Here is a 19700-nt window from a genome sequence, read left to right on the forward strand (position 1 = left end):
GGATGCAGCCCGTCAGAAAGGTGCTCTGGCACGACATCCGGGTCTCCCTGCGCAAGTCCTTGGGACGGTTCATCTCCGTCGTCTGCCTGGTGGCGCTGGGCTCCTTCGCCCTGGTCGGGCTGAGTGTGACCGGACCAGACATGCGGCAGGCCGGGAACGTCTACCTGTCCAGCCACCATCTGGCTGATCTGATGGTCATCAGCAGCTATGGCCTGGACCAGGAGGACCGGGATGCCATCGACACCGCCCCCGGCAGCTCGGGAATCGAATACGGGTATCTGAAAGATGTGGTGCTCAAGGGGACCGATAAGAGCCTGCGCATCTACTCCGCCCCCGACCGGATCTCCACCTATGAGCTGGTCGACGGATCCATGCCCAGCAGACCGGATCAGGTGGCGGTCGACACGGCCCTAGCCGGAAGCCACCCCATCGGCAGCAGCATCAAGGTGGACGAGAAAGCCGACCAGCTGGGCAGGAAGGTCTTGAGGCATCACAGGCTTCGTGTCGTAGGCACGGTCAGGTCGACCGAAATTCTGAGCAAGGTCAACATGGGACCCTCTACAGCCGGATCCGGTTCCTTGGACTCCTACGCTGTGACCACGCCCGGGGCCTTCGATTCGGCCGAGTATATGATCGCCCGCCTGACTTTCAAGGACCTGGACCGGATCAGGGACCACTATTCCGACCAATACACCCAGGCCCTGCAGACCCACAAGGACGACCTGAACAGGATTCTGTCAGGACGTCCCACCGCCAGGCTGAATGACATCAAGACCCCCCTGAAGAAGAAGCTGGACCAGGGGCAGGACCAGGTGAACCAGTTCAGAGATGAACTCGAGGGGAACCGGCAGCAACTGGACCAGGCCAAAAAAAATCTGGACCAGGGCGCCCAGAGCATCCAGGCTGCCAAGAACCAACTGGCCGCCAAGACGGTGCAGGCCCAGGCAGCTATCGACCAAGGACAGCAGGAGGTGGACCTGAACTCGGCCGAACTGGCTCGGAAGCAGAGGCAGTACCAGTCCTCCGCCAGCCAGGTGGCCCAGGGCAGGCAACAGGCCGATCAAGGTCAGCAGGCCATCGACCAGGGACAGGCCAGGCTTGATGATTCCCGCCAGCAGCTGAAAGGCGGAAAAGCCCAGGCCGACCAGGCTGTAGCCCAGGCCCAGGAAGCGCAAAAGCAATGCAGACAGGGCATCGCACAGGTCACCGGCCTCATTCAGGCCATTGATGCTCAACTGGCCACACCCGGGCTGACCCCCCAGCAGCAGGACGAACTCAACCGCAGAAAGGCCGGGCTTCAGGCCCAGCTGGCCGAGCTCAACCGGCAGTCGCCGCAGATCGACGCCCTGGTGGCCAAGGCCAAAGCGGGCCACGATGCCTTCATGGCCAATCAGTACACACCCGGCATGGCACAGGTTGCAGCTGGCCAGCAGACCCTGGATGCGAAGCGGCAAGAGCTGACCCAAGCGAGGGCCAAGGTGAAGGAGGGCGAGCGCCAGCTGGCCCAGGGCAAGGCCCAACTTGATCAGGGTTCGGCACAACTGGCCCAGGGCAGGGCCAAACTAGCCCAGGCCCGGCAGCAGCTGGCCAGCAGCCATGCTTCAGCCCAAGGGCAGATCGACCAGGCCCAGGCCACCCTGGATCAGAAAAATGCGGAATACCAGACCAAACTGGACAAGTTCAACAGGGAGAGCCCTGACGCCCAGAAGAAGATCGACGACGCCCAGAAGAAGCTGAACAAGGCGGCCGACCAGCTGAGCCGGCTGGAGAAGCCGGTCTACGCCCTGGATTCGCGCCGTGAAGCGCCCGGCTCAGAGGGCTACAAGGTCTACGCCTCCGTCTCCTTCATCGTGGACTCGCTGGCCAAGGTCTTCCCCTACTTCATGTATCTGGTGGCCGCCCTGGTCACCTTCACCACCATGACGCGCTTCGTGGACGAGGAGCGGATCAATGCCGGAACACTGAAGGCCCTGGGCTACAGGGACCAGGATGTCATGGCCAAGTTCCTGGTCTACGGCGGAGCAGCCTCGGCCCTGGGCGCGCTTCTGGGCATCGTCGCCGGCCACACCCTCTTGCCCTGGATTGTCTACCAGGCTTACGCCCATGCCTTCGACATGCCGACTATCCACTATGGCTTCCACCTGCCCATCACCCTCCTGGCCTGCCTGCTGGCCTTCCTGAGCGCCGTGGTCCCGGCCTTCCTGAGCGCCTGGCGGGAGCTGCGCGAGAAGCCGTCGGCCCTCCTCCTGCCCAAGCCGCCCAGCGCCGGTTCGAAGATCTTCCTGGAACATATCCCGCTAATTTGGAACAGGCTCAGCTTCACTCACAAAGTCACTGCCAGGAACATCTTCCGTTACAAGCAGCGGATGCTGATGACCATCTTCGGGGTCTGCGGGTCAGTGGCCCTGCTGATGGCCGGGTTCGGCGTGCAGGGATCCATCTCGGCCATCAACGAGCACCAATTCGGCCAAGTCATTCGCTATGACCTGATCGCTGCCGAGAACAGCCAGGCCACCACCGACCAGCGCCAATCCATCAAAAAACGGCTGGAAAAGCCCGATGTGAGCCGTTCCCTGAATGTGCGCTACGAGGAGATGAGCAAGACAGCCGGCCACAATGCCGACAAGCAGTCCATCACTATGATCGCGCCGGCCAGCTCCGAGCGCCTGGACGACTTCATCCGCTTGGACACCCGGTCCAGGCACAAGCCCCTGAGCCTCAAGGGCGACGGCGTGATCCTCTCCGAACGGATCGCCCAGCTGACAGGGACAAAGACCGGCGACAAGATCACCCTGCAGGATTCAGGCGGCAAGGACAGGACCATGCGGGTGGACGGCATCTGCGAGATGTACTTAGGGCATTTCGTCTTCATGAGCCCATCGGCCTACAGGACCGTCTTCCACCAGGACTTCTCGCCCAACGCCCATCTGGTCACCTTCAAGGACTCCAGCGCAGATAACACCAGAAGGCAGGCCGCCTCCTTCATGCGGATAGACGGCATCCAAGGGGTGGTGCAGAACACGACTCTGATGAGCCAGATCGACACCGTAGTCAGGTCCCTGAACATAATCATGCAGGTGCTGATCATCGTAGCCACCCTGCTGGCCCTGGTCATCCTCTACAACCTGACCAACCTGAACGTGGAGGAACGGATCCGCGAGCTGAGCACCATCAAAGTGCTTGGCTTCTACGACCGTGAGGTGACCATGTACATCTACCGGGAGACCATCCTCCTGTCGGCCATCGGCGTCCTTGCCGGGTACGGATTCGGGGCCTGGCTGCACCACTACATCATCACCACCGTGCCGCCGGACGACGTCCTCTTTGACCCCTCCATCAGCTGGGTGGCCTTCGTTGTGCCCCTGATCATGATCACGGTCATCACGGCCGGCCTGGGCTGGATGGTCAACAACAAGCTCAAGCATGTGGACATGCTGGAGGCTCTCAAGTCGGTGGACTAGGCCATATCGGCATTTACCCATTCTGATGGCGTAAGCTGGCACTCCAAGAGTCCATAAGCCCATGCCATTGAGCCATTGAGAATCCAGAAAGCGGAGGACTACGGTGCTGCAGATCGAACACATCTCCAAACAATACAAAACAGGGGACTTCGTCCAGCAGGCCTTGAATGATGTCAGCGTCAACCTGCGCGACAACGAGTTCGTGGCCATCCTGGGCCCCTCCGGTTCCGGCAAGACCACTCTGCTCAACATCATCGGCGGGCTGGACCGCTACGACCAGGGCGACCTAATCATCAACGGCACCTCCACTAAAAAGTACAAGGACCGGGACTGGGACTCCTACCGCAACCACACTGTGGGATTCGTCTTCCAGAGCTACAACCTGATCCCTCACCAGAGCATACTGTCCAACGTGGAGCTGGCCCTGACCATCTCCGGAGTGCACCGGCAGGAGCGGCGGGAGCGGGCCAGGCAGGCCCTGGAGCAGGTGGGGCTGGGCCAGCACGTGAACAAGCGACCCAACCAGCTCTCGGGCGGGCAGATGCAGCGGGTGGCCATCGCCAGGGCCCTGGTCAACAACCCCCGCATCCTCCTGGCCGACGAACCCACCGGAGCTCTGGACTCCGAGACTTCCATCCAGATTATGGACCTGCTCAAGGAGGTGGCCCAGGACCGGCTTGTGGTCATGGTCACCCACAACCCCGAGTTGGCCCACCAGTACGCCACCAGGATCGTGGAGCTGCACGACGGCTCTGTGATCAGCGACTCCGACCCCCTGCCCGACGACCAGGTGCCCATCCGCCGGGCCCGCCACCGCACCTTCGGCAAGGCCTCCATGGGACTGCTGACCTCTCTGTCGTTGAGCTTCAACAATCTTCGAACCAAAAAGGCCCGAACTGCACTCACAGCCTTCGCTGGATCCATCGGCATCATCGGCATCGCCCTGATCTTGTCGGTGTCCACCGGAGTCAACCGCTACATCGACAGGGTGCAGCGGGAGACCATGACCTCCTACCCCATCACTATTCAGGAGCAGTCCTTCGACCTGAACAAGATAGCGGACTCTGCCCAGGAATCCCAGAAGGAGGCCGAAGCCCACAAGGATCTCAAGGCCATCCAGCCGGACGACTCCAGCATCAAGGGGGCCTCCAGCCTGACCAGCAGCATCACCCAAAACAATCTGACCAACTTCAAAAAATACTTGGATAATCCCAGGAGCGAAATCCACCAGTACGTGGGATCCGTGGGCATCCAGTACTCCTATGCCACCAAGTTCTCGGTCTTCGAGCACGACCCGGACGGCAAGCTGGTCTCTGCGGACAAGGTGACCATGAATGGGCAGGATGCCGCCAGCTCTACCGTCAGCCAGATGGCCACGGCCAACACCGACAGCGACATGGGCGACATCCAGTCCAAGCAGATGTCCTACCTGACCGGCAAGACCGAGAAGAACAAAGCCCCGGAGATCTTCGGTGAGATCATGCCAGGGGCCGATGCCAAGACCGCCATCAGCAAGGTGGTGACCGACAACTACCAGGTGGTGAACGGCACCTGGCCTAAGGCCAAGGACCAGGTGGTCCTGGTGCTCGACAAGAACAACCAAATGCCCGTCACCAGCCTCTACAAGCTGGGCGTCCTCCCCTCCAGCCAGTACACCGACATGATGAACAAGCTCAACAGCGGCCAGGAGGTCAAGGTCGACACCAAGCCCATCGAATACGCCAAGGCCATGGACCAGAAGCTCTCCCTGGTGCCCGCCGCGGACCAGTATGCCAAGGGGACCGACGGCCACTACCACTACATCGGCGACAGCACAGACCAGATGACCAAGGCCGCCGACCAGGGCCTGCAACTGCGGATCGTCGGCATCGTCCGCCCCAACCAGGGGGCCAAGGCCACGCCCCTCAAAGTGGGCGTCGGGTATACCCGCCAGCTGACTGACTACCTGATCGACCAGGCCAAGACCAGCCCCATCGTCACCGACCAGGAGGCCGATCAGGGCCACAGCGTCCTCAGTGGAATGGCCTTCGCCCCTGCCGACGATGCCGCCAAGGCCAACGATGCCAAGGCCTATATCGCATCTCTGGGCGTTAGCCAGAAAGCCAGCATGGCCCAGGAGATCATGAAAAGCCCAGCGGCCATGGCCGGTCAGGAGGCCCAGGGCCGGGCCGGAGCCGCTGCAAGAGCCCAAAGTTCTGCGGGCATCCCCACGGGGGCCTCTGCCGAACAGCAGACAGCCCAGGCCTTCGACCAGTACATCGCCACCGCCCCGCAGGATGCCCTGGTCGCCATATACAACCAGTACGTCTCCACTGGCACCTACGCCGACAACCTGAGCGACTTCGGCCTGATCTCCCGGGACGCCCCCTCCCGCATCAGCATCTACACAGACAGCTTCGAGAACAAGAATTCCGTGGGTGACTCCATCAAGCATTACAACGACAAGGCCGCGAAGAAGAACAGGATCGTCTATACCGACTACGTGGGCCTGATGATGAATTCGGTCACCACCATCATCAACGTCATCACTTACGTGCTGATAGCCTTCGTCGGGGTCTCGCTGGTGGTCTCCTCCATCATGATCGGCATCATCACCTACATATCGGTTCTGGAACGGACCAAGGAGATCGGCATCCTGCGCGCCATGGGCGCCTCCAAACGGAACGTCTCCAACGTCTTCAACGCCGAGACCGGCCTCATCGGACTTCTGGCGGGCCTGCTGGGAGTGGGCATCACCCTGCTGCTGATCATTCCGGCCAACAGCATCATGCACCACTTCATGGGGACCACCGAGGTCAACGCCGCCCTGCCTGCCTCAGGCGGTATAGCCTTGGTCATTCTGAGTGTGGTTCTGACCCTGATCGGCGGCCTGATCCCCTCACGAAAGGCAGCCAAGCAGGATCCTGCCACCGCCCTGCGCACCGAGTGAGGCTGAGTGACACTGGCAAAGAAGTGAATTCCCGCACAGTCTGGCCTTAAGGGCGGTCCCTCTTTACTTGGGGATGCCATAATGAACCCCGTGAATGAGCAGCCCAATCAGATGACAGACCAGCAGAACAGGCAGCCCCTCTTCCCCGGGCGGGCCTTCATCAGCACCGTCCTGGACGTGGTTGAGAGCAAGAAGACCATGAGCGGCGCCCTGACCGGCAAGTACATGCAGCGAGCCACCATGGCCGGCCTCTTTGTGGGTATCTTCTTCACGGCCTTCTTCGTCATCATGGGTCAGGCCGGGCAAAACCCCGCCGACCACGGCTTGATCCTGGCAGGCCGTGTTCTGGCGGCGACCACCTTCGGCTGGGCCCTGGTCCTGATCTACTACACCAACTCCGAACTGCTGACCTCCAACATGATGGTGGTCACCATAGGCGCCTATCACAAGCGCCTGGGCTGGCTGGCCTCCCTGCGGATCCTGGTCCTCTGCCTTCTGGGCAACCTGGCAGGAGCCCTGGTCGTGGCCGTGATCCTCCGTTTTTCATCTATCGTTAGCGGGCCGACCCTGGACCAGATGCTGACAGCCGCGGCGACCAAGACCGGCTACATCTCCGGCGGCCCTATGGGGTTCGCCGACCTGTTCGTACGTGGCATCCTGTGCAACTTCTGCATCAACATCGCCATGCTCATGGTCTACAACGGCAAGCTTTCCAACGACTTCACCAAGTGCATCATCATGGTCGTGGCCGTCTTCGTCTTCGCCTTCTGCGGGTTCGAGCACTCGATAGCGGATTCGGCCCTCTTCCTTATCCTGGGCGTCTTCGGGCAGGTCAATGCCTGGAAGGCGATCCTGGTGGTCCTGGTGGCCATGCTGGGCAACTACGTAGGCGGCGGCATCCTGATCGGCCTGAACTTCGCCACCATGAACGATGAGCGCCGGTTCAAGGCCTGAGACCACTTCCCGTCAGCCACTACCCACCTGCTCAACGTGATTTCGGATGTGCTTACTAGCCTGAGCGAAAACACCTATCATGAAGAAACTCGAAAGCCTATGTACAGGCAGAAAGTGGAGGTTCATGATGACCGAAAGCGAGACGACAGCCAACAAATCCCTGGTGCAGGTATTTTACGACCAGGTCTTCAGCCGAGGAGATACCAGCAACATTGACAGGTTCATGCGGGACGACTATATCCAGCACAACCCCACCTGCGCCGACGGGAAGGCAGGCTTCCTGGAATTCATCAAGGGCTTCCTGTCCTTGGGCCCGCAAATCGAGATCATCAGGCTGAACGGCGAGGACGACATGGTGTACGTCTTCTTCAAGTGCACGCTGAAGAACGGCCATGTCAACAAGGTCTGCGACATCTACCGGCTGCAGGACGGCCAGCTGGCTGAGCACTGGGACGTCATCGAGCACAATGTAGAAGGCATACAATCCCGGAACGGAAACGGCCTGTTCTGACAGATACGTTGATCGGCCTGCATCCTCCCGGCAATCAGGCGCCTTCAACCGAAGATGTCCCGCAGGTTCCGCCGCCATCTGGCCGCGAGACCTGCGGACCTGTTCCTTGGCGCGAACTCACCAGCACAGGTCGGCGTAGAGATATCGATCCAGCGTGGGACCGATGATACGAGCCAGCGCACCAGGCGACATCGAAGCCAAGGGCTCCACCCGGAAAACATCGCGGGCTATTATTAAACCAAGCATCTGCGACCCCACCAGCACCATGCGTTTTTCGATCCTGTCGGTTTTGATGGCTTTGAGCCGGTCACTGGTCAGCTCCCCTCGTACCAGGGCGACCATCAGGTCTCGGGCGTGGTCGTCCCGGCCCGCATTGCGCACGAGCGAAAGGTAGGCCTCGCCAGGTTCGGTCGTTTCCATGAACTTCAGAAAGGCCCTTATCAAGGTAACGCCCAAGGAGCCATCTACGGAGGACGCACGCTTGGCGTCCTGCTGAATGAACAGGTCGAGGAGATGGCTATCCCCGATGATCTGCTGTGCCGCCTTGGTGAAGAGCTCGTCCTTACCGCCGAAATAGTAGTGGATGAGCTTGGGGTCGCAGCCTGCACGGCGGGCAATGGCCCGCAGGGTTACCTTGTCGAAGCCCTGACGCGAAAACTCATATCTCGCCGCCGAGAGGATATCATCATAGGTTGTTGACGCCCTCTTTCCTCCGGGTCGGCCACGTCGGTGACGCAGAGATGTTGCGGAAACCTCAACCTCATGAGATTCCGAAGCTTCTTTCCGGCTGATTCCCTCACGAGCTGATTTCTCTGCCATTCCGATCGCTTCTCCTTATTGGGTATCACCGCACCCGGTCAGTCTATCAAGAAAAAACAATATTCACCGCTTGATGAATATAGTGCTATGATTTTATTCGCCAACCAAGGAATTAATAGCTTCGTCATGATTCCCTGTGCAACGGTCAGACCGGGGTCGGCTTCCCGGCGTATGGCCGCTCGCTTGATTCACCAATAAGGAGGTGCACCGTGAAGGCGCTGATCATCAAGGAATTCAGAGAGCTGATGCGCGACAAGCGCACGGTTGCCATGCTGATAGCCATGCCCATCCTGCTCCTGTTCATCTTCGGATACGCCGCCAATTTCTCAGTTGACAGGATCTCCGTTGCCGTCATCGGCGACGGGGCCCAATCCGTGTCCGAGAAGGTCAAGGGTTTTGACGCCGCCAAGGACGGCATGGATATCGTCACCGTGGATCCGACGCAGCACGGCGAAAAGGATGCCACAAGCCTGCTCAGAGACAGGAAGGTCGATGCCGTCATCGTCGTCAGGGAGGACCAGCAGGACCAGGGCAAGGATCTGCTTTCCAACCGGACCAAGGTGTATCTTGATGGTTCCGGCCTCTTCGCTGCACAGTCCGCCAAACGAACTTTCCTCCAGCTGAACGCCGAGGAGGCCAAGGACCAGATAGCCGCCACCAGATCGCAGGCCATGGAATCCCGCAAGGCTGCGGCCCAGCAGGAGAAGCAGGGCCTGCAGGACTATCTGAGACAGATGCAGAATTACCAGAGCCAGGCACAGGCCGCTACGACTCAGGGCCAACCCGCCCCGCCCATGCCTGCCCCACCGCAGTTGGATCCGGTTCAGGTACCGGAAGCCGACCTGCCCGACCCGGCAAGTGCAACCGAGACGGGAGAGGACAACGTGACCGTCCTCTTCAACCCGGACCTGAAGACCTCCTTCGTTATGATTCCCGGACTGATTGGCCTGATCATGACCCTGATCGGCACCATGATCACCAGCATCGGCCTGGTCCGCGAGCGCGAGCAGGGCACCTTGGAACAGCTGGCGGTCATGCCTCTGAAGCCCGGAGCGGTCATCATCGGCAAGATCGCCCCCTACCTGCTTCTGGCCCTGATCGACATGGCCATCATCACGCTGATTGGCATGGCCGTTTTCGACCTGCCCTTCCGAGGTGATATCTGGGTCTTCCTGCTAGGGACCTTACTCTTCCTTTTTGTGGTCCTGGGACTGGGCATCTTCATCTCAACCGTGTCACAGAACTCAGGTCAGGCCGTACAGATGGCCATGATGCTGGTCATGCCGCAGATGCTGCTGAGTGGCATCATCTTCCCCCTGGAGTCCATGGCCGCCTCGGTGCGCTGGATCGGCTACCTCCTGCCACTCACCTGGTTCAACGAACTGGCCCAGGGCACCATGCTGCGCGGTGCCTCCTGGGGATCCCTCTGGCTTCCACTGGTCATCCTGGCTGGTGAGGCCGCCGTCATCTTCTCAGCCGCCACTCTGCGGCTGCGCAATGTGCTGACCCATGGGGGTGCACGATGAACCGTGAGCCTGTAACCCTCGACAAGGCCAGGGTCTCCTACGGGGTCATCCATGCCCTCCAGGGATTCTCCGGGAGCTTCCTCCCCGGCCAGGTAACGGCATTGACCGGTGGGGACGGGGCAGGCAAATCCACCCTGCTCAAGCTGCTGGCCGGACGGGCCCCTTTGCAATCAGGAAGCGTCCACGGCCTGCCCGACAAGAAGGACATAGGGTATCAGCCTGCGGATTCGGGCGTCTGGCGCGACATGTCGGTCATCGAGAACATGCGTTTCATCGCCTCGGCCTATCGGATGGATTCCAGCCTGGCTCGGAACAGAATAGAAGGCCTCCTGGCCGACGCCGGCCTCACCTATGCCCGAGATACGACGGGACGGAACCTGTCCGGAGGAATGCGTCAGAAGCTCGGCTTCATCATGGCCGCCCTGCATGAGCCCGACCTCCTGCTCCTGGATGAGCCGACGACCGGGGTCGACCCCGCCAGCCGCGAAGGAATCTGGACCCTGATCTCGGCCCAGGCGGCGGATGGAAAGACGGTGGTCTTCGCCACCACCTATCTGGACGAGGCCGAACGGTGCGCCAGCCTTTATCTGATGAACGACGGCAAGGTTCTTGCCCAAGGCAGGGCCGAGGACATCTGTGCCAAGGCCCCCGGCAGACTCTGGCAGGCCCCGGCTTCGGTCGGGAAGCAAATGACCCGGGATTCGTTCTTCGGATCCAGTCTCCAGGACAGGCCCGCCCCCTCGGCCTTCCACAACTGGCGCAGGGCCGATACGGCTCTGGCCTGGACCGCAGCAGGTGATGAGAGGACCCCGGAAGGGTTCACTAGGACCGATTTCGACTTGGAAAACGCCAGCATCGCCTATCTGCTCCAGGATGACCAGAGCGGACTGCCGATCAAACCCCGGGCCGCGGCACCGAATGTGGACACCCCCAATCACCGCCAGCCAGGCGGGGAACCTGGCGAACCTGGTGGAAAAGGTCCAGGAAACACCACGGATCGGGTACTGATCCAGGCCACGGACATGGTCAAGCAGTTCGGATCCTTCACAGCCCTGAACGATGTCTCCCTCCAAGTCAAGCCCGGTCAGATCATCGGTCTGATCGGTGGGAATGGTGCGGGGAAAACCACGCTCATGCGCATTCTCCTGGGGCTGGAACAGGCCAACCAGGGATCCACCCTCCTGCTTGGCGGGCCCCCTTCCTTGGAATCACGCAGACGAATCGGCTACGTTCCCCAAGGCATGGGGCTCTACCCCACCCTCACGGCATGGCAGAACGCACAGTTCACAGCTGACGTTTACGGCACAAGCCCACAGGGATGGACCGCCAAGTACGCCCGCTCCCTGGGCCGGACGCCGGTGGGCAATCTGCCCCTGGGTGCCCAACGGCTGCTTGCCTACACCCTGGCCGCCGGCCATGACACGGACCTGCTCATCCTGGACGAGCCAACCTCAGGGATGGATCCCGTCTCCCGCATGAGGCTCTGGCGTGAACTCCACCGGAAGGCCGATCAGGGCGTAGGTGTCCTGGTCACCACCCATTACATGGCCGAAGCCAGCCAATGCGACCAATGCGTGGTCTTGGCACATGGCCAGGTCCAGGCGAGGGGCGACGTGGAGCAGATTGTCGGCGGCCACCACTCCCTGGTCATCAAGACGGAGGAATGGGAGCAGGCGCTGAAGCTTCTGACCGCAGCAGGCCTGCCTGTCTCCATGGACGGACGCACTCTCCGCGCCATCGACGCTGACGAAAACAGAGTGAAGGAGGTCCTGAAACCTCTCGGGACCGCCTATGAACTGACCAGGTCGCCGGCCCGGCTGGATGAGATCCTCACACTCACCTCCCAGCCGGCACAGGACCAGTCCCTCAGGGGATGATCCGATCCTGTGCCATACAGAGGCACTGGCTTCCGTTCAGACCACCAGCGAGAGCAAAAGGACGGAAGCCAGACCTGTCACGGAAAGGACCGTGGTCACCGAGGTCCATGACATGAAGGTCTCCTTGAGACTGAGACCGAAGTACTCCTTGATCATCCAGAAGCCCGCATCGTTAACATGGTCAGCCACAACCGAACCGGCGCCCACGGCCAGAACCATCAGTGCCGGGTTGACCGGCGACATGGCCATCAGGGGTGCCACAAGGCCTGCGGCGGTCAGGGACGCGACGGTTGCGGAACCCAGGCAGACCCTGAGAACCGCCGCCACCAACCAGGCGGCAATCAGGGGAGGCATGTTGATGTTGGCGAACATGGTGGATATGTAATCGGATATGCCTCCATCTACCAGGACCTGCTTGAAGGCACCACCGCCACCGATGATAAGGAGCATCATGGCGATCTGCTTGACGGATTCAGCCATCGAACCCGCGATTTCAGGCATCCGCTTGCCACGCGCATATCCCATAGACCAGACGGCGAAGCAGAGGGAGAGCAGCATGGCAATATCCGGGGCTCCGATGAAAGCTACAACCCTGCCTACCAGGGTGGCCTTGGGCAGGACGAAGGAGCAGATGGTAGCCACGACAATCAGGATGACCGGCATCATGGAAGTCAGGACGCTGATCCAGAAGCGGGGAGTATCCTTCTCCTCGAATTCCCTGAAATCCCCCAGAACGGCCACATCAATGTTCTTGTGGTATATGGAGGGGCACACCTTGTGCAGGAAGGAATTGAAGAGTGGGCCTGCCACAATCACCGTGGGAACGGAGACGATGATGCCGTAGATCAGCACCTGACCCATATTGGCTCCCAGGGTGGCTGTGATGGCCGTCGGCGCGGGGTGGGGCGGCAGAAAGGCATGGGTCACGTTGAGGGTGGCAGCCATGGGAATGCCCAGGTACATCAGGGGCATGTCCAACTCGCGGGCGATGACGAAAATAATGGGGAGAAGGACGACCAGCCCAACCTCGAAGAAGAGGGCGAGACCGACGATGAAGGAGGCGAGAACGACTGCTATCTGGATTCGTTTGCGTCCGAATCGGTCGATCAGGGTCATGGCGATGCGGTGGCCGCCGCCGGAATCGGAAACCAGCTTCCCAAGCATGGAGCCGAATCCAAAGATGATGGCCAAATGGCCCAGCTGTCCGCCTATACCCGTTTCAATGGTGGTGGGAATCTTGTCGGACGGTATTTGCAGGACCAAGGCTGCGAGGATCGAGGTGATGATAAGGGAGACGAAAGTGTTGAGTTTGACCTTGACGATAAGAAATATCAGCACTGCGACGGCGCAGGCGACTATGAGAAGTTTCATGAGATGCTCTTTCGGATTTGATGACAATCACACCCTGTAAAACCCGGAATCCACATCGACTCCGGGGCGGGCAAGGGCCTCGACCGGGCTGATATCGCTATTCCCCGGTCGGGCATGATCAACGCAGAAGGTATCCCCCGTCCACGGGAATCATCACACCGGTCACGTAGTCGGAGGCCTTGGAGCAGAGGAAAACCATGGTTCCCTTGAGCTCCACGGGCTCACCCCAATGCCCAGCGGGGATGTGGTCGCGAATCTCGACACTGCGGACGGGATCCTCCTGCAGGGCCTTGGTCATGGGGGTATTGATGTATCCGGGGGCTATGCCGTTGACCTGGACGTTATAGGGGGCCAGGGCGTCCGCGTAGGCCCTGGTCAGCCCCAGAACCGCATGCTTACTGGCCGCATAGGGAAAGATGAACTTACCGGCCCTGTAGGACTGCATGGAACCCACGTTGATGATCTTGCCCGACCGTTGCTTCATCATCACCTTGGCGACCTCGTGGGAAAGGTAGTACAGGGCATTCAGGTTCAGGTCAATCACCGCGCGCCAGTCCTCGTCCGGGAATTCCTCCAGGGGATGACGGCGCTGCATACCAGCGTTGTTGATCAGCACATCAATCCTGCCGAACTCCTTCAGGGCGGTGTCGACCACCTTTTCAGCGGCCCCTTCCTCGGTGATGTCCTGCCTGAGGAAGACGACCCGTCGCCCATGGGCCTTCACGTATCTTTCCATCTTCCCCCAATTGGTCTCGGTGTTGGAGACGACCAGGACATCGGCCCCTACCTGGGTGACGGCTTGGGTGTAGTACTCCCCAAGTCCGCTGGCCCCACCAGTAATGATGATGACCTTATCGGTCAGGTCAAAGCTCTTCAACGAGAAGTCCTCGTCCACCATGGACTTTCCTTTCCCTCGGCTTCGGGTCGGCAGGCCATATGGGCTCCGGCCAGCATGGTTTAATGTCTATAGTGTATCGATAACCTACATGGTTAAAACTACTTCGTTTCCATAGGTGTATCGATTACCTAAAGGTATACATGACTCTTTTCACTATGTCAAATCGGATCCCCCTCACCGAGGCAAGATAACCGGGCGGCCAACCGATCAATCCAATAAATGGGCTAGCCTGAGACGTACAAGACCATCACGCCGTAAGGCTCCAGGAGGACGGAATGGGCAAAGCCACCATAGCGGACATCGCTCATGAAACAGGTGTATCCGTTACCACCGTTTCCCGTTTCATCAATGGCAACTACGGCAAGATGAGTGCAGAGACGCGCGCACGCATCCAGACCACAATCGACAGGTTGCATTATTCACCCCGTGCCTCAGCCAGGCAGATGAGGCGCCGTCAGAGCATGATTGTAGGCGTCATTGTCGGCGACATTTCCAACGTCTTCTCCTCCCTGCTTTTCAAGGGAATCTACAACGTCCTGCAACCAGCGGGATATGATGTCATGCTGATGAACTCCAACAATTCCGTTGATCAGGAGAGGGACGAAATCACCCGTCTCCAGTCCCAGCAGGTCGACGGGCTGATCATCCAGCCGGACGCTCGGGACTTCAGGAACTATGAGACCATCACCGATTCACAGCTCCCCCTGGTCATGGTCGACAGGGAGATAGACGACCAGCCCCACCACATCAGCAAGGTCACCAGCGACAACTTCGACTCCTGTTTCTCCCTGGGGTCCCGCCTACTGTCGGAGGGCTACGACAAGGTGATCGTCCTCACCAGGGTCATGAGTCAGATATCCGCTCAGACCATCCGCGCCGACGGATTCACCAGGGCCGCCCAGGCACTCAAGAAGCGGGCGATCCGCATCGAAGTTGGCGACCACGATGCAAACTGGCTCGACGATAGACTGGGCGATGAGATCGGTGGGTCCGCACAGAAGACCGGATCCCGAACCCTGCTGGTATCACTGATGGGGCCACTCCTCTTCCGAGCGCTGACATCCCTGAAGCGGCTGAAGCTGGACTTCCCCGATGACCTCGGCCTGGTCAGTTTCGACGATTGGGAATGGTCCCAGTATGTGCAGAAGGGCATTTACCTGTTGGAACAGGACCCGACGGCACTGGGCGAGCAGGCCGCGACCAACCTCTGCCGGCAGATGGAGGCAGCCGCCGGGAATCAGGACCCCTACCAAGTCAGCAGAAACCTTGTCCTACCCGTCAGGGATGTACCCGCATCATCGATTTGACGAACCGAGAGAGTTGGCCCATACTCTCGCCGTGCACCCGGCAGCAAATTCCACATCAATCAGACGCATAACCGTCTGGACGAATCTGACCCGACGACAGCCCCTTGGTTTCATGAATCATTGCGAATGCGCGGAATCTGGACTGCCAACTGTTTGCCGAATATGAGAATGGGGGCTTCCGTCAAGAAGTCCCCATTGGGATCTGATTCGAATCAGGGGTTTCCCGGCTCTCAATCCGAATATCGCAATCAGCGGGAGCGAATAGCCTCCCTGACCGGCAGGACGCTTGTCGGAGATACCGAAAGTTCGTCCAGACCGTCATCCAGGAAGGTCTCGGTCAGGGCCCGATCAGCACCCAGCTCACCACATATGCCACACCAGATGCCGGCACGGTGGGCCGCGTCCACGGTCATGTGAATCATGCGCAGAACCGCCGGCGAGTGCGGGTCGGCGAACTGCCCCAGGTTTGGATTCTGTCGGTCGCATGCCAGGGTGTACTGGGTCAGATCGTTGGTCCCGATGGAGAAGAAGTCCACCTTCCGGGCCAACTCGGGAGCCATGATGACCGAGGCCGGGGTCTCGATCATGATACCCACTTGGATATCCTCTTTGAAGTCCACACCCTTATCACGCAACTCACTCTTGACCTGATCGATGATGCCCCTGGCCTGGTCGACCTCGGCGGTGGAGGTGATCATGGGGAGCATGATCGCGATGTTACCGAAGGCGGAAGCCCGCAGGATGGCCCTGAGCTGCACCTTGAAGATCTCCGGCCTGGTCAGGCAGATACGGATGGCCCGGTATCCCAGGGCAGGATTGGCCTCCTGCTCCAGACCGAAGTACCCGACCTGCTTGTCGGCACCGATATCCAAGGTGCGGATGATGACCGGCTTGTCACCCATCCGCTGGGCGACCTCCTTATAGGCCTGGAACTGGAACTCCTCAGTCGGGAAGTCATCGCTTTCCAGGTAGAGGAACTCGCTGCGGAAGAGACCGACCCCCTCGGCATCGTTGGCTTCTACTGCATCCAGGTCCGAAGGCCTCCCGATGTTTGCATAAAGATGGACCTCCTGGCCCTCCTTGGTCCTGGTGGGCTTGCCTTTGAGTTCCTGGAGACGCTGCATGCGTTCCCGGTACTCCCGCTGCCGTGCCTCGTAGGACCCCAGGGTCTCTTTGTCAGGGTCGATCAGCACCAGGCCCTGGCCACCATCCACGATGGCGGTCAGCCCCTGGTCCTCGGGCCTGGGACTCTGACCAAGGCCGATGACGGCCGGCAACCCCATGGTCCTGGCCAGGATGGCGGTATGTGAGTTGGCCGAGCCCTGGCTGGTGGCGAAGCCGAGCACCTGGGAGGGGTCCATCTGTGCGGTCTGGCTGGGGGCCAGGTCGGAAGCCATGATGATGGTCGCCTGGTCCTGTTGCCCTGCCTGGACCCCTGAACCCAGATTATCGATCAGTCGCCGGGAGACATCCTTCACATCGGCCGCTCGGGCCTGCATATACGGGGAGTCCATGGCGGCGAACATATCAGCAAACCTCTGCGCGGTGGCATCCACTGCGAACTCGGCGTTGACCTTGTCCGACCGGATCTGCCCCTCGATCCCCTCCACATAATCCGGATCCTTGAGCATGAGCCGATGGGTGTCGAAGAGTTCAGCCTTGTCCTCGCCGATTCTGGCTGCGGTATCCTCGCGAAGCTTGGCCAGCTGGTCCATGGAGACCTGCTGAGCCTGGTGGAAGCGCTCAATTTCGGCCTGGGGGTCGTCAACCGTGCGACGTTCCACCTGACCGGCCTCCTCCAGTACCTTGATGGGGCCGATGGCGATGCCGGCCGAGACGCCGGTACCTTTCAGCTCCCTCATAGATTCTCCTTGAAGAAGGCCTGGAGTTCCTCCGCTGCCTTGTCCTGGTCCGGACCATCGACGGTCACGTCAATCACGTCGCCCTGCTTCGCCCCCAAGGCCATGACCGCAAAGATGCGCTTGGCGTCCGCCGTGGTGCCATTGTCATCCAAAATGATGGAGGACCGGTACTTCTGCGCCTCCTCGACCAGCCTTCCAGCGGGCCTGGCATGCATGCCCTCAGGATCGGAAATGGTAAAGGTGAACTCAGTTGCCATGGTTTCCTCCTCAGTTCTGGCTGACGTAACAGCCGTTGTCGAACCTGTAGCCCGTGGATTCCTCATATTCGCGGACCATCTGATTCCAGGAGTCCTCGATCCGTTCGGTCAGGCCGAACAGGCCGGAGCGGCCGATTACGTAGATGTCCGGGTCCGCATCCGAAATCAGCTTCCAGTGAGCCAGGTTGGTGGACCCGTCCATCTCGATCTGATAACCGTAACCGTGTTCGTCTCGCATCTTGCGCAGCTGGACGATCTTGTCCAGGCAGACGGACAGGAAGCGCTGCCCGGCGAACCCCGGATCGATGGTCATGATGGTGACCTTGTCCAACAGGTCGATATAGGGCAGGATGGTCTCGACCGGGGTCTCCGGGTTGAGCACCATGCCGGCCTTGAGACCGGCATCGTGGATCTGGTCGATCAACCGGAAGGCCACCCCGTTGGAGACCTCGACCGGAATGCAGATCATCTCGCACTTGATGTCAATCAGCTGCTGGACCCAGAAGGGGGCGTCGGTCACCATCAGATGGGCCGACATGGGCAGATCGGAGATCTTGCGCGTCTGCTCGATGAACCACGGTGACAGGGTGATGTTGGGCACGAAGTGACCATCCATGATGTCGATGTGGTAGAGGTTGACCCTGCTGTTCAGGAAGCCGATCTGCTCCCTGAACTGATCCAGATCCATGGTCATCAGCGAGGGGGCCAGTTGAATCCGCCGCGAACGCGTTACCAATGCCTGTGTGTTTGTGGCTGTCATTATGGATTGCATTTCCTTTGATTGGTTCACATTACCTGGATATCGTCCAGGTTCAGATCCTCTTCATCCTCGGCTCCGGCGGCCACGGGCTCATCAGCACCTTCGGGGATGTTCTTCTTGATCAGGGCGTAGACGATACCGGTCACCAGAATGTTGACGGCGATGGCCAGGAGGCCGACCCACCACTTGGCACCCATGGTCGGCAGCATCAGGAAGCCGCCGAAGGGAACGGTGGCACCCTTGCCGTCGGAGAGGGACATGAGGATGGCCCCCTCGCACATACCACCAAGACCGGCGGCCACGATGCCCCTGACCAGGTCATTCATGACGATGGGGATCGAACCTTCGACAATGTTGACCACGCCCATGGGCACGGCCGACTTCAAGGTCTCGACTTCTTCATGGGTGTAGATCCGCTTGCGCAGGAGCTTGGCCACCAGGTAGGCGAAACCGAAGCCGATGGGGGTTGCGGTGTTGGTCAACTGGAGGGCGGTGACGGGGCCGTTGATGCCCTGGGCCTGGAGGGTCAGGGAGAAGGCGAAGGCCGTCTTGTTGATGGGACCGCCGAAATCGACGATGCTGAGCGCGCCCAAGACACCACCGAAGATCAGGTTGGAGGTGCCGTTCATGCTGGTCAGCAGGTTGGTCAGCCAGGTGGTGAACCAGGCCACGGGGGTACCAACAATATAGACCATGATCAGGCCGCTCAGAAGGGATGCCAAGAAGGGCACGATCAGGGTGGGCATGAGTCCCTTGGCCCAGCTCGGCACCTTGACATACTTGAGTACGGCAAAGGCCAGCCAGCCTCCGATGTATCCGCCGATAATGCCTCCGATGAAACCGGCGCTGATGGCCACTGCCGCCAGGCCGGTCACGAAGCCGGGCGCGATGCCGGGCTTGCCGGCAATTGAAAAGGCGATTCCGGTGGCGATGATGACGGGCAGAAGGCCCAGAGCCTTGCCGCCCAGTGTGGCCAGCGCCTGGAAGAAGTCGAACTTCCCCATGACCAGACTGTCCTGGGTCTTGCCGCCGAATGCCATACCGATAGCGATGATGAAGCCGGCACCACATACAATCGGAATCATGTAGGAAATGGCCGTCAAGAGGTGGCCCTTGAAGTTGGCCTTCTTCATAAATTGTTTCATGATGACTTCCTTGTCCGCATGGT

Annotated in this window: 14 protein-coding genes; 7 read left to right on the plus strand and 7 right to left on the minus strand. The window is 60.1% G+C overall.

The annotated features are described in order from the left end of the window. Positions 1 to 2: 2 nt before the first annotated feature. From J3T93_RS05905 to J3T93_RS05920, 4 genes are all read left to right on the plus strand, one after another. A complete protein-coding gene (locus J3T93_RS05905; protein WP_267430923.1) occupies positions 3 to 3461 on the plus strand; it encodes an FtsX-like permease family protein in 3459 nt (1152 codons plus the stop codon). 103 nt (positions 3462 to 3564) lie between these two features. Further along, complete coding sequence (locus J3T93_RS05910; protein ID WP_267430924.1) at positions 3565 to 6390, plus strand: ABC transporter ATP-binding protein/permease; 2826 nt, start codon at positions 3565 to 3567, stop codon at positions 6388 to 6390. Positions 6391 to 6471: 81 nt separating this feature from the next. Beyond that, positions 6472 to 7344 carry a formate/nitrite transporter family protein gene (locus J3T93_RS05915; RefSeq protein ID WP_220236590.1) on the plus strand — a complete coding sequence of 291 codons (873 nt, stop codon included), beginning with the start codon at positions 6472 to 6474 and terminating at the stop codon, positions 7342 to 7344. A gap of 124 nt (positions 7345 to 7468) precedes the next feature. Then, the gene (locus tag J3T93_RS05920) at positions 7469 to 7855 is read left to right on the plus strand and encodes a nuclear transport factor 2 family protein (RefSeq protein ID WP_267401060.1); all 387 of its coding nucleotides are present in this window, start codon (positions 7469 to 7471) and stop codon (positions 7853 to 7855) included. 117 nt (positions 7856 to 7972) lie between these two features. Here the strand turns inward: J3T93_RS05920 and J3T93_RS05925 are convergent, their stop codons facing one another. After that, the gene (locus tag J3T93_RS05925; protein ID WP_267401061.1) at positions 7973 to 8674 is read right to left on the minus strand and encodes a TetR/AcrR family transcriptional regulator; all 702 of its coding nucleotides are present in this window, start codon (positions 8672 to 8674) and stop codon (positions 7973 to 7975) included. Positions 8675 to 8883: 209 nt separating this feature from the next. Between J3T93_RS05925 and J3T93_RS05930 the strand changes: the two genes are divergently transcribed. Next, positions 8884 to 10200, plus strand: coding sequence for an ABC transporter permease (locus J3T93_RS05930; protein ID WP_267430925.1), 1317 nt, complete (start codon positions 8884 to 8886; stop codon positions 10198 to 10200). After that, positions 10197 to 12077 carry an ATP-binding cassette domain-containing protein gene (locus J3T93_RS05935; protein WP_267430926.1) on the plus strand — a complete coding sequence of 627 codons (1881 nt, stop codon included), beginning with the start codon at positions 10197 to 10199 and terminating at the stop codon, positions 12075 to 12077. The genes J3T93_RS05930 and J3T93_RS05935 overlap by 4 nt, the downstream gene beginning before the upstream one ends. Positions 12078 to 12113: 36 nt before the next feature. On the opposite strand, the gene J3T93_RS05940 is transcribed toward J3T93_RS05935, so the two are convergent. Together J3T93_RS05940 and J3T93_RS05945 are read right to left on the minus strand one after the other, a co-directional pair. Continuing rightward, the gene (locus tag J3T93_RS05940) at positions 12114 to 13448 is read right to left on the minus strand and encodes a gluconate:H+ symporter (protein ID WP_267430927.1); all 1335 of its coding nucleotides are present in this window, start codon (positions 13446 to 13448) and stop codon (positions 12114 to 12116) included. Positions 13449 to 13566: 118 nt separating this feature from the next. Next, positions 13567 to 14346, minus strand: coding sequence for an SDR family NAD(P)-dependent oxidoreductase (locus J3T93_RS05945; RefSeq protein ID WP_267430928.1), 780 nt, complete (start codon positions 14344 to 14346; stop codon positions 13567 to 13569). Between the two features lie 275 nt (positions 14347 to 14621). Between J3T93_RS05945 and J3T93_RS05950 the strand changes: the two genes are divergently transcribed. Further along, a complete protein-coding gene (locus J3T93_RS05950; RefSeq protein ID WP_267430929.1) occupies positions 14622 to 15653 on the plus strand; it encodes a LacI family DNA-binding transcriptional regulator in 1032 nt (343 codons plus the stop codon). A 248-nt stretch (positions 15654 to 15901) separates the two neighbouring features. Here J3T93_RS05950 and ptsP read toward each other — a convergent pair whose 3' ends face one another. Genes ptsP through J3T93_RS05970 form a run of 4 tightly spaced genes read right to left on the minus strand, consistent with a single transcriptional unit; the run spans position 15902 to position 19677 of the window. After that, positions 15902 to 17515, minus strand: a complete 1614-nt coding sequence (ptsP, locus tag J3T93_RS05955; RefSeq protein WP_267430930.1) for a phosphoenolpyruvate--protein phosphotransferase — start codon at positions 17513 to 17515, stop codon at positions 15902 to 15904. After that, complete coding sequence (locus J3T93_RS05960) at positions 17512 to 17772, minus strand: HPr family phosphocarrier protein (RefSeq protein ID WP_267430931.1); 261 nt, start codon at positions 17770 to 17772, stop codon at positions 17512 to 17514. Before J3T93_RS05960 ends, ptsP begins: the two co-directional genes overlap by 4 nt. A gap of 10 nt (positions 17773 to 17782) precedes the next feature. Next, positions 17783 to 18532: a D-allulose 6-phosphate 3-epimerase gene (alsE, locus tag J3T93_RS05965; RefSeq protein WP_267430932.1), complete on the minus strand. Its 750-nt coding sequence runs from the start codon at positions 18530 to 18532 to the stop codon at positions 17783 to 17785. A 26-nt stretch (positions 18533 to 18558) separates the two neighbouring features. Next, positions 18559 to 19677: a PTS fructose transporter subunit IIC gene (locus J3T93_RS05970; protein WP_267430933.1), complete on the minus strand. Its 1119-nt coding sequence runs from the start codon at positions 19675 to 19677 to the stop codon at positions 18559 to 18561. Positions 19678 to 19700: the final 23 nt, after the last annotated feature.

This window comes from Bifidobacterium sp. B4111 (genome assembly GCF_026537235.1).
Classification (GTDB): Bacteria; Actinomycetota; Actinomycetes; order Actinomycetales; family Bifidobacteriaceae; genus Bombiscardovia.